Consider the following 12957-nt stretch of genomic DNA (forward strand, 5'->3'; position numbering starts at 1 on the left):
CATCGGTCCTGGGCCGCGGGCAACATCGTCGTACCGCTCGCGAACATGCGCGGTCGTCTACTGTGGACGACGTGGATGCGTTGGCCGGACTGCTCGAAGGGCCGCGTGCTCGCGGTGCGTTCCTGATGTGCTCGCTGCTGAACCCGCCGTGGTCACTGCGGATCCAGGACGGCGCGCCGTTGACGGTGCTCGCGATGATCCGGGGAAACGCCTGGGTCGGTACCGATTCCCAGCCGCCGCGGCAGCTCCGCGCCGGTGATGTCGCGATCTTCCGTGGGCCGCACCCGTATACGGTGGCCGACGATCCGGCGACCGAACCGCAGATCATCATCCAGCCGGGTCAGGTCACCACCACAGCCGATGGTGAGATCCTGTGCGAGACACTGAGTCTCGGGGTGCGGCAATGGGGCACCGACGCCGACGGCGAGACGCTGATGGTGACCGGCACCTACGAATCGGCGGGTGCGGTGAGCAGGCGGTTGCTGCGGGCGCTGCCGCAGGTCGCGGTGCTGCCGCGTGGTGATCTCGACACCCGGCTGCTCGATCTGCTCGTCGACGAGGCCACCAAGGACCTGCCTGCCCAGACCGCCGTGCTGGACCGCCTGCTCGACCTGCTGCTCATCGCCGCCCTGCGAGCGTGGTTCGCCCGCGACGACGCCCCCGCCTGGTATCACGCCTACAGCGATCCGCTGGTCGGCAAGGCCCTGCGCCTGCTCCAGCACAACCCGGCCCACCCGTGGACGGTGGTCGCGCTGGCCGAGGCGGTGGGGATGTCGCGGGCTGCGCTGGCCCGGCGGTTCACCGAGTTGGTCGGCGAGCCACCGATGACGTTCCTGACCGAATGGCGGCTGTCACTGGCCGCCGATCTGCTGGCCGAGTCCGACGCGACGGTGGAAGCCATCGCCCACCAGGTCGGCTACGGCAGCGCCTTCGCGCTCAGCACCGCGTTCAAGCGGCACTTCGGGGTGAGTCCGCGCGACCACCGGCAGGGAAACACGGCCGCGCTGTCGTCGTCCGCATGAGCGATCGGTTCCCGGCGGCGATCGCGGAACGTGGCCACGCCGGGCCGCGGGCCCATGCTGCATGATGACAGCGTGAGCTATCCCGTCCTGTGGCCGATGCCGACTCGCTGGGCCGACAACGACCAGTACGGCCACGTGAACAACGTGACCTACTACTCCTACTTCGACACCGCGGTGAACGCCTGGCTGATGCGCGCCACCGGCACGGATATCACCGCGCTGCCCGCGCTCGGCGTCGTCGCCCAGACCTCGTGCCGGTTCCACGGTTCGGTGAGCTTCCCCGACCAGTTGCAGGTCGGCCTGCGCATCGCCCGCCTCGGCACCTCGAGCATCACCTACGACCTGGCGATCTTCAAGGAGACCGAGGCGGGACTCGAACTGGCCGCGACGGGCGATTTCGTGCACGTCTATGTCGACGCCGACACCCGCAAACCGGTGGCGATCCCGGAGGTCGTCCGGACCGCCGCGGCCGAACTCGTCACCGAGTAGCCGAACTCAGGAGGCGATGACGCCGACCTCCGGCCATTCGCTCGCACGGCGGGCGCGCAGGATGATCTGGCCCGCCGGGCTGTAGCCGGGCGGGCCGGGTAGCGCCGAGAAGGTGGTCTTATCGATCACCAGCGCGGAATCGAGCTGGTCACGGCTGGGGCCGAAATGGTATTCGACCTCGGTGGTTTCGTCGCGAACCTTCTTGAAATACACCAGTGTTGCCATCGCCGGATCTCCGCGTAGACCTGCGCCGGTCAGCGGATCGTGACCGGCGGCTACCGACCATCGTGGCAGGGATCGAGCGATCGCGCGGCTACCTCGGGCGAATTGTTCCGGGCGAGTTGCGCGCTCACCCGCGCAGCATCGTCTGGAATCGGCGCATGCCGGAAATCCACCGGTCGTAGTCGGAGCCCTTGTTGCGGTACATCTGCAGGACCTCCTGGTGCGGCAGGATCAGGAAGTGCTCGGCGGCCATCGCCTCGATCACCGTCTCGGCGACCTCCTCGGTCGAGAGCACCGCGCCCGCCGTCGTCACGGCCTTGATCGCCAGCGCGGCCGCCTCCGGTGCGTCGGGGATCAGGTCGCCGCTGAGCAGCCGGGTATCGACGCCCATCGGGCACAGGCAGCTCACCCGGACGCCCTGGTCGCCGTAGGTGACCGAGAGCCATTCGGCGAAGCCGACTGCCGCGTGCTTGGTCACCGAATAGGGCGCCGAGCCGATCTGGGTGAGCAGCCCGGCCGCCGACGCGGTCGAGACGAAGTACCCGCCGCCGCGCTCGACCCAGCCGGGCACGAGCAGCCGCGCGGCGCGCACATGCGCCATCACGTTCACCTCGAGTGCCGCCGACCACTGGTCCTCGGTGCTCTCCAGACCGGGTCCGCCGCCGATGCCCGCGTTCGCGAAGAACAGATCGACCGGACCGAACGAGCCTTCCGCCGCCGCGATGAGCTCGGCGATCACCTGCTCGTCGGCCACGTCACCGCCGACCGCGACGGCGTTCTCGCCCAGCTCATTTGCTACTTTCGCCGCGGTGTCCGCGTCGATGTCGGCGACGACGACCCGCGCGCCGCCCGCGACGAGCCGATGCGCGAGCGCGGCGCCGATGCCGCCGCCCGCGCCCGTGACGATGCCGACCTTGCCTGCAATCTCCATGACCGCACCCTAACGGCGGCCGTCACCGCCCGGCGGGGAATTCCGCCACCACGGTGTACAGCGCGGGGTGCGCGGTGGCATAACTCGGCGCGGCTGAGAGCCGCCGCTGGAATTCGGGGCTCGCGCCCGCGGCGCGCCAGGCCTGCTCGCCGTCCCAGTGCGCGATATCGACCAGTGGGAAGCGGACGCCGGGGTCGATGGCTCGGTGCAGGCGGTTGTCCCGGAGACCGGGCGCGCGCGACATCAGGCCGGCGCGGGTGTGCCAGTGCCCGATGAACTCGTCGATCCGCGCCACGGGCAGATCGAAGGCGTTGACGAAGACGATGCCCGCACCGGTCGCCGGCGCCTCGGCGGTGTACTGGGCGGCCACGCCGTAGCTGCCGGTCGCCGCCTCGACCGGCGCCGTGAACAGGGGCGTGGTGCTGTCGACGTCGACGACACCGACCGAGACCAGCTGATGCGCGGTGCCGCGCTCGATCGCCCGGAGCAGGACGGCGGTAGCCACGCCCGGCACGAGATCGGGCCGCCACGCGGGCCGCAGGGCGTCGACTCGCGCGGCCGAGGTCTCGACGATGCTGATCTCGATCATGGTGCCCACCTGAGGAATTCGGCCCGTTCCCGACGCGGTGCCGCTGCGTCGAGGATAGGCCGAGTCGCCGCGTCGTGCCCGCCGTCAGGTGGTGACCGCCGCCGCGGGCTGCGGTGCCTGCGCCACCGGTTCGGCCGGGGCGATCGCGGCGCGGGCCATGGTGCCGAGGCGGGTGTGGTTGAAGACCAGGTTCAGCAGGAACGCGGCGCCGGCGCCCAGCGTGACGCCGCTGTCGAGCAGGATCTGCGCCGAGGTCGGGAACTTGGTGAACATGCCGCTGGTCAGCTCGGGCAGCAGGCCGATGCCGATCGCGGTCGCGGCGATGGTGGCGTTGACCCGGTCGAGCAGGTCGGCCTGGCGCAGCGTGTTGACGCCGACCACCGCGACCGTCGCGAACAGCACCAGCCCGACCCCGCCGACCACCGGCTTCGGGATCGCCGCGACGACCTCGCCGATCCGTGGCACCAGCCCCAGGACCACCAGGATTGCGCCGCTCACCGCGGTCACGTACCGGCTGTAGATCCGCGTCGCCGCGACCGCGCCGACGTTCTGGTTGAAGATCGTGTCGACGAACGCGGTGAAGACCCCGCCCAGCACGCCCGAGAGGCCGTCACCGACCAGGCCGCGGGCCAGATCGCCCTTGCCGACGGGCTTGCCGGTGATCTCGCTGATCGCGAGCATGCTCGCGGTCGACTCGGCGAACACCACGGCCATCACGATGCTCATCGCCACCACCGCGGTCACCGGGAACTGCGGTGCGCCGAAGTGGAAGGGCTGCGGGATCCCGACCCAGTCGGCGGTGCCGATGCCCGCGGTGCTCACCAGGCCCATCGGCAGCGCGATCGCGATCCCGGCGACCAGCGCGATGAGCACGCCCAGTTGCGACCACACCCCGCGGCCGAGGCAGACGAACCCGACCGCGATCAGCACCACGACCGCGGCCAGCCCGATGTTCGACGGCGCGGCGAAGCTCGGCGACTTCGGGTCGGTGCCGATGATCAGGCCCCCGGCGACCCCGATCAGCGACACCCCGACCACCGTCAGCACGGTTCCGGTGACCAGCGGTGGGAACAAGCGCACGACCCGGGCGAACGGCCAGGCCAGCGCGATGCCGACGACACCGCCGATCAGCATCGACCCGTAGACGGCGTCCAGGCCGTACTCCTTGGCGATCAGGATCATCGGATTCAAGCCGACGAAGGTCGCGCCACACACGATCGGCAGGCGCGCGCCCGCCAGCTTGCCAACGCCGAGGCTCTGCACCAGCGTGATGATCCCGGCGACCAGCAGATCGGCGCTGATCAGCAGTCCGATGGTCGACCGGTCGAGCCCAGCGGCCGCGCCGAACACCAGCGGCACGGTGATACATCCGGTGTACATGATCAAGACGTGCTGGATGCCGAACACCAGCTGCCGCGCGAACGGCAGCCGGGTGTCGACGGGATGTAACTCATTCATGCACCTGTTTGTAGCCCGCCATTTTTACCGCCGATGCGCGTCGTGTTTCGGCGGTGTGACGGGTCGGGTATATCGCTCAGACGCGGCTGAGCAGCGTCAACGGGTCCTCGAGGAAGCCCGCGGTGGTCGCGAGGAAGCGGGCGCCGAGCTCGCCGTCGACCATCCGGTGATCGAAGCTCAGACCCAGCGTGGTCACCCAGCGCACGGCCAGTTCGTCGCGGAACACCCACGGCCGCTTGCGGATCGATCCGAGGCACAGGATCGCGGCCTCGCCCGGATTCACCAGCGGCACCCCGGTGTCCACGCCGAACACCCCGACATTGGTGATGGTGAAGGTGCCGCCGCGCAGATCGGCGGGCGTGGCGTTGCCCGATCGGGCCGTCTCGGCCGACCAGCTGATCTCCCGGCACAGTTCACGCAGGCTCAGCGACTGCGCCTCCTTGAGATTCGGCACCAGCAGCCCGCGCTCGGCGGCCACCGCGATCCCCAGGTTCACGTAGTGCTTGGTGACGATCTCCTGGTTCTGCTCGTCCCAGGCGGCATTGATTCCCGGATACTCCGCGATCGCCGCCAGTGCGGCCTTGGCCACCAGGGCCAGCGGAGTGAGGGTGAGTCCCTCGAACGATGTCGTCGTGCGCAGGTGATCGAGCAGTTCCATCGTGGCGGTGCAGTCGACGGTGACGAAGGTGCTGGCCTGCGGGATCGTGCGGGAGCTGGCCTGCATCGCCGCGGCGGTGCGCTTGCGGATGCCGGTGACGGGGGTGCGGTGCTCGCGGGCGGTCGGCTCGATCAGCCCGCCGTCGGCGTCGCCGGAGTGCCCGTCGACCGGCGCGGGCGCGGTCTCACCCGCGCGCGCCGGTGTCCTCGGTGCCGTCACCGGGACGGCCGAGCGCACGTCCTCCACGGTGACCGCGCCCTCCGGCCCCGAGCCTGCGACGAACCACAGATCGATGCCGAGTTCCTTGGCCAGCTTGCGCGCCGCGGGCGTGGCCGCCGCGCGATGAGTGCTCGGCGTGCTCGACGCCATCGCGGCCGCCGGGGTGGATCTGCGCCTGCGCGAGGTGGATTCGGCCTCCGGGCCGTAGCCGACCAGCACGTCGTTGCGGGTGACGTGGTCGGCGGTCGGCGGCGCGGTGACCTCGAGATCGTTGCGCACCCGGATCAGCGGCGCACCGACCGGAACGGTGTCGCCCGGCTGGGCCAGCAGCTCCACGACCACCCCGGAGAACGGCGACGGCAGCGCGACGACGGCCTTGGCGGTCTCGACCTCCGCGATGGTCTGGTTCAGTTCCACCGTGTCGCCGACCGCGACAGCCCAGGACACCAGGTCACCGTCGGCGAGGCCCTCGCCCAGATCGGGTAGGCGGAATTCGAGAACATGACCGTCGTCGGCGGCTTGTTCCGGCACTGCGGCACCTTTCATCACGCGGCTAGACAGCGATCGACCGCCGCCAGAATGCGGTCGGGGTCGGGCAGGTGGTGCTTTTCGAGCTTAGCCGGGGGGTAGGGGATGTCGTAGCCACCGACGCGCAGCACCGGCGCCTCGAGGTGATAGAAGCAGCGTTCGGTGATCCTGGCCGCGATCTCGGCGCCGAGCCCGGCGAAGACCGGCGCCTCGTGCACGATGATCAACCGGCCGGTCTTGTCGACCGATTCGGCGATCGTGTCGACGTCGATCGGCGAGAGACTGCGCAGATCGATCACCTCCAGCGAATGTCCTTCCTCGGCCGCGATCTTCGCCGCAGTGAGCGCGGTGGCGACGGTGCCGCCGTAGGCGACCACGGTCGCGTCCGCGCCGCGGGTGCACACCCTGGCCTTGTGCAGCGGCAGATCCGGTTCGCCGTCGAAATCTACGTCGGATTTGTCCCAATAGCGACGTTTCGGTTCGAAGAACACCACCGGATCGTCCAGCGCGATGGCCTGGCGGATCATCGAATACGCGTCCGCGGGGGTGCTCGGCGAGACGACCCGCAGGCCCGCGGTATGCGCGAAATACACCTCCGGCGACTCCGAATGGTGCTCGACCGCGCCGATGCCGCCACCGAACGGAATGCGAATCGTCAACGGCGCCTTCACCTTGCCGCCGGTGCGGTAGTGGATCTTGGCGACCTGGGAGACGATCTGGTCGAAGGCGGGATAGACGAAACCGTCGAACTGGATCTCCACCACCGGGCGGTAGCCGCGCAAGGCCATTCCGAAAGCCGTGCCGACGATGCCGGATTCGGCCAGGGGAGTGTCGATCACGCGGTTGTCGCCGAAGTCCTTCTGCAAGGTGTCGGTCACCCGGAACACGCCACCGAGCCTGCCGATGTCCTCGCCGAGCAGGACCACCTTGGCGTCGTCTTCCATGGCGCGGCGCAGGCCGGTGTTGAGGGCGGCGGCGAAGGTGGTGATCATGACTGGGCTCCTTCGGCGAGGTAGGCCGAGAACTGCTGTGCCTCTTCGGTGATCAGGGGGTGCTCGGTCGCGTAGACGTGGTCGAACATGCGCTCGGGGTCGGGATCGGGCATCTCCAGCGTCGCGGTGCGCACGCGGCGGGCGACGTCGTCGGCGGTGGCGGCCACCTGGCGGGCGAACTCCGGGTCGAGGTGGCCCTCGCGGTCGAGCAGCAGGCGGATGCGCTCGATCGGGTCGCGGTGTTCCCAGTACTCGGTGTCGGCGGCGGTGCGGTAGCGCGACGGGTCGTCGGCGGTGGTGTGCGGGCCCATCCGGTAGGTCATCGCCTCGATGAAAGTGGGGCCGCCGCCGGTGCGGGCCCGCTCCACCGCTTGGCGGGTGACGGCGAGGACCGCCAGCACATCGTTGCCGTCGACCTGCACGCCCGGGATGCCGTAGCCGTCGGCCCGGCGCACCAGCGGCACGTGGCTCTGCACCGTCACCGGTTCGCTGATCGCCCACTGGTTGTTCTGGCAGAAGAAGACCACCGGCGCGCTCCAGGTCGCGGCGAAGCCGAGCGCTTCGGCGATGTCGCCCTGGCTGGTCGCGCCGTCACCGAAGTAGGCGATGGTGGCGATGTCGGCGCCGTCGAGGTGGGCGGCGTAGGCGTAGCCGGTGGCGTGCAGCCCCTGGGAGCCGACGACGATGTTGGCGTTGGTCATGTTGACCGTGTCCGGGTCCCAGCAGTGATGGGCGACGCCGCGCCACAGGGTGGTCAGCTGTTCGGGCGCGACACCGCGGACGTAGGCCACCGCGGTCTCGCGGTAGGAGCAGAACACGTAGTCGTCGGGGTGCAGGGCATGCGCCGAGCCCACCTGGGCGGCCTCCTGGCCGAGCAGCGGGGGCCACAGGCCGAGCTGTCCCTGGCGTTGCAGGGCGGTAGCCTCGACGTCGATCCGGCGGGTCACGACCAGGTCCTCGTAGAGCTGCCGCAACCGTCCGGCATCGATGTCGGCGACCAGCGCGGCGTGTTCGCGATCGAACACGCGCCTGCCGTCCGGCTGAACCAACTGGACCGGGTAGGTCTGCTTCTCCGACATCGAGATCGCCTCCTCACCACCGCGCCTTGTGGGCCGATGCAAGTACGACAATCGCTGAGTGCGATGTGTATCACTCAGCATCCACGATAAAGCCGACTGCGCAAGCGACCGACACGGCAATGAGCAGAATGCACGGTCTGGACCCGGCGCGCGCTGTCATACTGCGTCGTATGACAAGTCGCGAACCCGACGCCGTGACACTGGACGCCACCGACGCGCGGCTGCTGCGCGAGCTGATCGCCAATCCCCGGGCCACCGGCGTCGAGCTGGCCGCCCGCCTCGGCTTGTCCCGCAATACCGTCCAGGCCCGGCTGGCCCGCTGGGACAACGGCGGCGTGCTGGGCAGCTTCGAGCGACGCGTCGAGCCCCGCGCTCTCGGCTACCCGCTGGCGGCCTTCGTCGCGGTGGTCGTCGACCAGCATCAACTCGACTCCGTCGTCGACGAACTCGCCGACGTCCCCGAGGTCACCGAGGTCTGCGGCATGACCGGCTCCACCGACCTCACCGTCCGTATCGTCGCCCGCGACGCCGACGACCTCTACCGCATCGCCGGCCGGATCCTCAAGATCCCCGGCGTGGAACGCACCAACATGGCCCTGGTGATGCGCGAACTCGTCGGCCCCCGCACCGCCCCCCTCCTCGACCGCCTCGCCGGGCCGAACTGAGAGCCGTCGGCGGTGCGCCGCCCTGTGCCGATCGTGTTGCCCAGCGCGGTGTCGGCCCTACGTGCCGGACGGCAGGAAGCGGCGGACGAGGAGACCGGCCAGGAGGGCCCAGAAGGCTCCACCGATGCCGAAGAAAGTGGTGCCGGAGGCGGCTACCAGGAAGGTGACCAGGCCGGACATGCGGTGGTCGGGGTCGGTGAGGGCGCCGGTGAGGGCGGCGGCGAGGGTAGCGAGCAGCGCCAGGCCCGCCACGGTTTCCAGGGTGCCTGCCGGGGCGGCGGCGATCAGGGTGACCAGGGCGGCCGAGGCGAGGCCGAGGATCAGGTAGGCGGCGCCCGCGGTGGCGGCGGCGATCCAGCGGCGTTTCGGGTCGGGGCTCGCGGCGGGGGCGGCGGACAGCGCGGCGCTGATGGCGGCGAGGTTGATCGCGTGGCCGCCCGCGGCGGCGCCGGCGATGGTGCCGATGCCCGTGACGAGCATCGACGCGCGCCAGGGCACCTGGTAGTCGAACGAGCGCATCACCGCGACGCCGGGAATGTTCTGCGAGGCCATCGTGACGATGTAGAGCGGCACCGCGATGCCGACGATCGCCTGCCAATGCCAGTGCGGCGCCGTCCATTCCACGGTCGGGACCATCGCGGCGAGATCGAGGTGCCGGTCGCGGACCGCGATGTCGACGCCGGTGCCGATCGCCGCGGTGGCGAAGGCCACCAGCACCGCCCACTTCGGCGCGTACCGCTGCAGCACCAGCCACACCAGGATGACCGGCACGACCACGGCGGGGGAGGTGTGCAGCGCCTTGACCGGCGCCAAGCACAGCGGGACGAGTACTCCGGCGAGCATCGCCTGCGCGATCGGCACCGGGATCGCCGCCACCAGCGACCCGAGCCGCTGCCACAGCCCGGTGATGACGATGAGCACGCCGGTCACCGCGAACGCCGCGACCGCGCCGGGCCAGCCGCCGGCCACCAGCCCGGTGCTCGCCAGCAGCGCCGCGCCCGGCGTCGACCAGGCCAGCGTGATCGGGATCCGGTACCGGAAACTGAGCAGCAGAATGCCGATGCCCTGCGTGAAGCACAGGATCATCAGCCCGGATGCCGCCTGCGCCGGGCTCGCGCCCACCGCCCGCAAACCGCTGAGCACCACCGCGAACGAACTGGTGAACCCGACCAGTGCGGTGATCGCGCCCGCGCCGAGCGGTTGCGCGATTCCGGCCCGAGGTTCGGTGACCTCATCGGGCGTGGTGGTGACCTGCGACATTGTCCCGATATTGCCGGTCGGTGCTGCCGCTGTCGCCTGCCAGTACCGGGAAAGTGGCCTGATCTGCGGTCGGCGCCGGGCAGTCCAGTTCGTGCCGGCAGGCGGTCGAGGATGGACCATGTCGGCGCGTCGCCGCAGTCGGTTCACCCGGCCGGTGGCCGGATTCGTCGGTCGAGCCGAGGTCGCGGCCATGTTCGGCACCGGTGAACCGCCCGCTCTGCGTAGGGTGGCGACGGGGGATTCGCAGGTACGACCGTGGTGAGGAGTGGCAGTGGGCGCGGTATTGATCTCCCCGGAGGAGCTCCGGGAAGAGCTGGCGGACAACAACATCCACCTGCTCGATGTGCGGTGGGCGCTCGGTGATCCGAACGGCCCGCAGCATTATCTCGACGGGCACATCCCGGGCGCGGTCTTCGTCGACCTGGAGACCGAACTCGCCGCCGCGCCCTCGCCCGCGCGCGGCCGTCACCCGCTCCCCGATCCGGGCACCTTCGAAAAGTGCGCGCGCAGTTGGGGACTGGGCGACGGTGAACCGGTGGTGGTCTACGACGCGACCGGCGGCATGGCCGCGGCCAGGGCCTGGTGGCTGCTGCGCTGGGCCGGGGTCGCCGACGTCCGCATCCTCGACGGCGGCCTGCCCGCCTGGACCGCCGCCGACGGCGAACTCGCCACCGGCGCCGAGCCGGACCCGGCCACCGGTGACCTGGTGGTCCGTCCCGGCGCTCTGCCGGTGATCGACGCCGACGCCGCGGCGGGCTGGTCCGGCGTGCTCCTCGATGCCCGCGCGGGCGAACGCTATCGCGGTGAGGTGGAGCCGGTCGATCCGCAGGCCGGGCACATCCCCGGCGCGGTGAGCGCCCCGACGGCCGACAACCTCGACGACACCGGACGTTTCCACCCCGCCGACACCCTGCGCGCCCGCTTCGCCGCGTTCGGGGACGGCCCGGTCGCCGTGTACTGCGGCTCCGGCGTCACCGCCGCGCACCAGATCGCGGCCCTCGCCGTGGCGGGCATCCCGGCCGCGCTGTATCCGGGCTCCTGGTCGCAATGGTCCAACGACCCGAAGCGCCCGGTCGCGACGGGAGCCTAGGCCAGGCCGGAAGGTCGAGCGGGCGCCTCGCGCGCCGCGCTCGTGGACCCGCGCTCGCCGGCGCACCGGTGGACGGCTGATCGCGGCAGTCGCCGTCACCGGGGCTCAGGGGCAGCCGCGGGCGATGTCGTGGAGGGCGGCGTTGTCGGCGGCGGTGATCGGGAGGTCGTAGTCGACGGCGACCGTGAGGTACTTCGCGGCGTAGAAGCAGTGGTTGGCGCGGGCCGGGGGGAGCCAGTCGGCCGGGGTGTCGTCGCCCTTGGACTGGTTGGTGGTGGCCCCGGTGGCCAGCAGGTTCACCGACAGGTCGTTGGCGAAGCGCAGGCGCTGGGCGGGCGGCCAGCCGGCCGCGCCCATGTCCCAGGCGGCGGCCAGCGGGTAGACATGGTCGATCTGCACCCGGCCGCCGTCGGACTTGCGGAAGGTGATGTCGGCGCCGGTGTAGGGGTCGGTGAGCACGCCCTCGACGACGACGCAGCGGCCGCGCAGCACCACCTCGCGCAGCTGTCCGGCGAGGACGTTGTTGCGCGTATCGCAGCCGTCGTGGCCGCCCGGTGCGTCGGTGTCGTCGGACCAGGCGGTGCCGAACACGCACGCCTGGCCCGCCTTGCAGCCGCGTTCGTAGCCGCCGGGACGGGGGCGGGCCGCGATCACCCGCACCCGCTCGAGCAGCGCGGTCACCTCGGCACGCGTCGGACTCCCGGGTGCCGGGGTGACCGGTTCATCCGGGGTGAGAACGCCACAGCCCGCGACCGCGAGCACCATCACCAGCAGCCGCGCCCATGTCCACATACCTGCAGGTTGTAGCCGGAGGCACCGACAACAACCCGCGCGGGCTCACAACCAGGCGCGGGCGAGGATGTCGTCGGCGGCTACTTCGCTGGAGTTCGGCGGGAATCGCGTCGCCGCGATCGAGGACACGTGTGTGCCGTCGTGGCCGACCAGCCAGGATCCGCCACGGTCCTCGCATTCGGCGATCTTGGCGAACACGGTCAACAGGAAGGTGATCGACTCGCGCGGATCGGCCGTGTGGGCCAGACGCTGGGATTCGCCAGGTCTGGACAGGTCGAGCCACACCCCGGATTGGCCGTCCAGGCGCATGCCGACGATCTTTCCGGTGTCGATGAAAGTGAATTTGCGCCGTTCCCACGGGGTTGTCGGGGTATAGCTCTGCTCGAGAACCTGGAGCAGAATCGTCATCACTGCCCTCCGCACGCATACAAGGGGTTCATCGGCCGAGCCGGAGCGAGCCCGGTTCGCCTGGGTCGTTATGTAGTTGTCGCCGGTGGATGGTCCGGCCCGTGACCAGGGGATATCCAAGTATGTTCCGGGATCGGCGAGAAATCCAGGGGGAGGAGCCGCCGCGCCGGTTGTCGGTGCCGACTGCTTGGATGGAACCCATGCTGCACGGTCTGTGGTCCCCCGGGTCGGGCCTGCTGCTGTGGCACGACGGGGCGCCGGTGGCCGTCGGCTCGGTGCTGGGCGACATCCTCGAACGCGCCAGGTTCCGGCATCGCGCCGAGGTGCTCGTCGTCGATGCCGCGGGACGGCCCGATACCGCCGAGGTGCGCGCCCACGCGCTCGCGCCGCCCACGGCGGCCGTCGTGCTGCGCAGCAGACTCGGGCGCGAGCACATCGCCGGCGATCTGCGGTTCCTCGGCCATGTCGCCCGTGGCGTCGAACGATGGGTGCGGGCGGGCCGGGTGGTGCCGCAGGTCGAGCGGGCCGACGGCCAGTGGTGGGTGCGCTGGCGGC

At 70.6% G+C, this 12957-nt stretch carries 14 protein-coding genes and 1 pseudogene; 5 read left to right on the top strand and 10 right to left on the bottom strand.

The window, feature by feature from the left end; translation table 11 throughout:
• Positions 1 to 71 precede the first annotated feature (71 nt).
• A complete protein-coding gene (locus V8688_RS13185; RefSeq protein ID WP_316573673.1) occupies positions 72 to 1022 on the top strand; it encodes an AraC family transcriptional regulator in 951 nt (316 codons plus the stop codon).
• Positions 1023 to 1118: 96 nt separating this feature from the next.
• A complete protein-coding gene (locus tag V8688_RS13190; protein ID WP_255588495.1) occupies positions 1119 to 1511 on the top strand; it encodes a thioesterase family protein in 393 nt (130 codons plus the stop codon).
• Positions 1512 to 1517: 6 nt separating this feature from the next.
• Here the strand turns inward: V8688_RS13190 and V8688_RS13195 are convergent, their stop codons facing one another.
• The 7 genes from V8688_RS13195 to pdhA form a co-directional block, all read right to left on the bottom strand.
• The gene (locus V8688_RS13195) at positions 1518 to 1736 is read right to left on the bottom strand and encodes a hypothetical protein (protein ID WP_218720960.1); all 219 of its coding nucleotides are present in this window, start codon (positions 1734 to 1736) and stop codon (positions 1518 to 1520) included.
• A 124-nt stretch (positions 1737 to 1860) separates the two neighbouring features.
• The gene (locus tag V8688_RS13200; protein ID WP_218720961.1) at positions 1861 to 2664 is read right to left on the bottom strand and encodes an SDR family oxidoreductase; all 804 of its coding nucleotides are present in this window, start codon (positions 2662 to 2664) and stop codon (positions 1861 to 1863) included.
• A gap of 22 nt (positions 2665 to 2686) precedes the next feature.
• Complete coding sequence (locus V8688_RS13205) at positions 2687 to 3253, bottom strand: antibiotic biosynthesis monooxygenase (protein WP_342800895.1); 567 nt, start codon at positions 3251 to 3253, stop codon at positions 2687 to 2689.
• Between the two features lie 84 nt (positions 3254 to 3337).
• The gene (locus tag V8688_RS13210; RefSeq protein ID WP_218720963.1) at positions 3338 to 4711 is read right to left on the bottom strand and encodes a nucleobase:cation symporter-2 family protein; all 1374 of its coding nucleotides are present in this window, start codon (positions 4709 to 4711) and stop codon (positions 3338 to 3340) included.
• Positions 4712 to 4787: 76 nt separating this feature from the next.
• Positions 4788 to 6119, bottom strand: a complete 1332-nt coding sequence (locus V8688_RS13215; RefSeq protein ID WP_308248631.1) for a dihydrolipoamide acetyltransferase family protein — start codon at positions 6117 to 6119, stop codon at positions 4788 to 4790.
• A gap of 14 nt (positions 6120 to 6133) precedes the next feature.
• Entirely contained in the window at positions 6134 to 7108 is a 975-nt protein-coding gene (locus V8688_RS13220; RefSeq protein WP_316573677.1) for an alpha-ketoacid dehydrogenase subunit beta, read from the bottom strand.
• The gene (gene pdhA, locus V8688_RS13225; protein ID WP_316573678.1) at positions 7105 to 8187 is read right to left on the bottom strand and encodes a pyruvate dehydrogenase (acetyl-transferring) E1 component subunit alpha; all 1083 of its coding nucleotides are present in this window, start codon (positions 8185 to 8187) and stop codon (positions 7105 to 7107) included. The genes V8688_RS13220 and pdhA overlap by 4 nt, the downstream gene beginning before the upstream one ends.
• A gap of 170 nt (positions 8188 to 8357) precedes the next feature.
• On the opposite strand from pdhA, the gene V8688_RS13230 reads away from it, so the two are divergent.
• Positions 8358 to 8852, top strand: coding sequence for an Lrp/AsnC family transcriptional regulator (locus V8688_RS13230; RefSeq protein ID WP_218720967.1), 495 nt, complete (start codon positions 8358 to 8360; stop codon positions 8850 to 8852).
• A gap of 57 nt (positions 8853 to 8909) precedes the next feature.
• On the opposite strand, the gene V8688_RS13235 is transcribed toward V8688_RS13230, so the two are convergent.
• Entirely contained in the window at positions 8910 to 10112 is a 1203-nt protein-coding gene (locus V8688_RS13235) for a benzoate/H(+) symporter BenE family transporter (protein ID WP_218720968.1), read from the bottom strand.
• Positions 10113 to 10395: 283 nt separating this feature from the next.
• Between V8688_RS13235 and V8688_RS13240 the strand changes: the two genes are divergently transcribed.
• On the top strand, positions 10396 to 11202 hold the full coding sequence (locus V8688_RS13240; protein WP_218720977.1) for a sulfurtransferase: 807 nt from the start codon (positions 10396 to 10398) through the stop codon (positions 11200 to 11202).
• A gap of 105 nt (positions 11203 to 11307) precedes the next feature.
• Here V8688_RS13240 and V8688_RS13245 read toward each other — a convergent pair whose 3' ends face one another.
• Together V8688_RS13245 and V8688_RS13250 are read right to left on the bottom strand one after the other, a co-directional pair.
• Entirely contained in the window at positions 11308 to 11967 is a 660-nt protein-coding gene (locus V8688_RS13245) for an HNH endonuclease family protein (RefSeq protein WP_255588496.1), read from the bottom strand.
• 72 nt (positions 11968 to 12039) lie between these two features.
• Positions 12040 to 12402 (bottom strand): hypothetical protein, encoded by a 363-nt coding sequence (locus tag V8688_RS13250; protein ID WP_218720970.1) that lies wholly within the window; start codon positions 12400 to 12402, stop codon positions 12040 to 12042.
• 191 nt (positions 12403 to 12593) lie between these two features.
• On the opposite strand from V8688_RS13250, the pseudogene V8688_RS13255 reads away from it, so the two are divergent.
• Positions 12594 to 12957: pseudogene (locus V8688_RS13255) on the top strand (ATP-dependent helicase); the annotation flags it as partial.

It is taken from the genome of Nocardia sp. No.11 (assembly GCF_038752175.1).
Taxonomy (GTDB): domain Bacteria; phylum Actinomycetota; class Actinomycetes; order Mycobacteriales; family Mycobacteriaceae; genus Nocardia; species Nocardia canadensis.

What these genes read in the sequence shown, in the direction of transcription:
- V8688_RS13190 (WP_255588495.1), top strand. Translation starts at nt 1,119, where the DNA reads ATGCCGACTCGCTGGGCCGACAACGACCAGTACGGCCACGTGAACAAC.
- V8688_RS13195 (WP_218720960.1), bottom strand. Translation starts at nt 1,736, where the DNA reads ATGGCAACACTGGTGTATTTCAAGAAGGTTCGCGACGAAACCACCGAG.
- V8688_RS13200 (WP_218720961.1), bottom strand. Translation starts at nt 2,664, where the DNA reads ATGGAGATTGCAGGCAAGGTCGGCATCGTCACGGGCGCGGGCGGCGGC.
- V8688_RS13205 (WP_342800895.1), bottom strand. Translation starts at nt 3,253, where the DNA reads ATGATCGAGATCAGCATCGTCGAGACCTCGGCCGCGCGAGTCGACGCC.
- V8688_RS13210 (WP_218720963.1), bottom strand. Translation starts at nt 4,711, where the DNA reads ATGAATGAGTTACATCCCGTCGACACCCGGCTGCCGTTCGCGCGGCAG.
- V8688_RS13220 (WP_316573677.1), bottom strand. Translation starts at nt 7,108, where the DNA reads ATGATCACCACCTTCGCCGCCGCCCTCAACACCGGCCTGCGCCGCGCC.
- pdhA (WP_316573678.1), bottom strand. Translation starts at nt 8,187, where the DNA reads ATGTCGGAGAAGCAGACCTACCCGGTCCAGTTGGTTCAGCCGGACGGC.
- V8688_RS13230 (WP_218720967.1), top strand. Translation starts at nt 8,358, where the DNA reads ATGACAAGTCGCGAACCCGACGCCGTGACACTGGACGCCACCGACGCG.
- V8688_RS13235 (WP_218720968.1), bottom strand. Translation starts at nt 10,112, where the DNA reads ATGTCGCAGGTCACCACCACGCCCGATGAGGTCACCGAACCTCGGGCC.
- V8688_RS13245 (WP_255588496.1), bottom strand. Translation starts at nt 11,967, where the DNA reads ATGGTGCTCGCGGTCGCGGGCTGTGGCGTTCTCACCCCGGATGAACCG.
- V8688_RS13250 (WP_218720970.1), bottom strand. Translation starts at nt 12,402, where the DNA reads ATGACGATTCTGCTCCAGGTTCTCGAGCAGAGCTATACCCCGACAACC.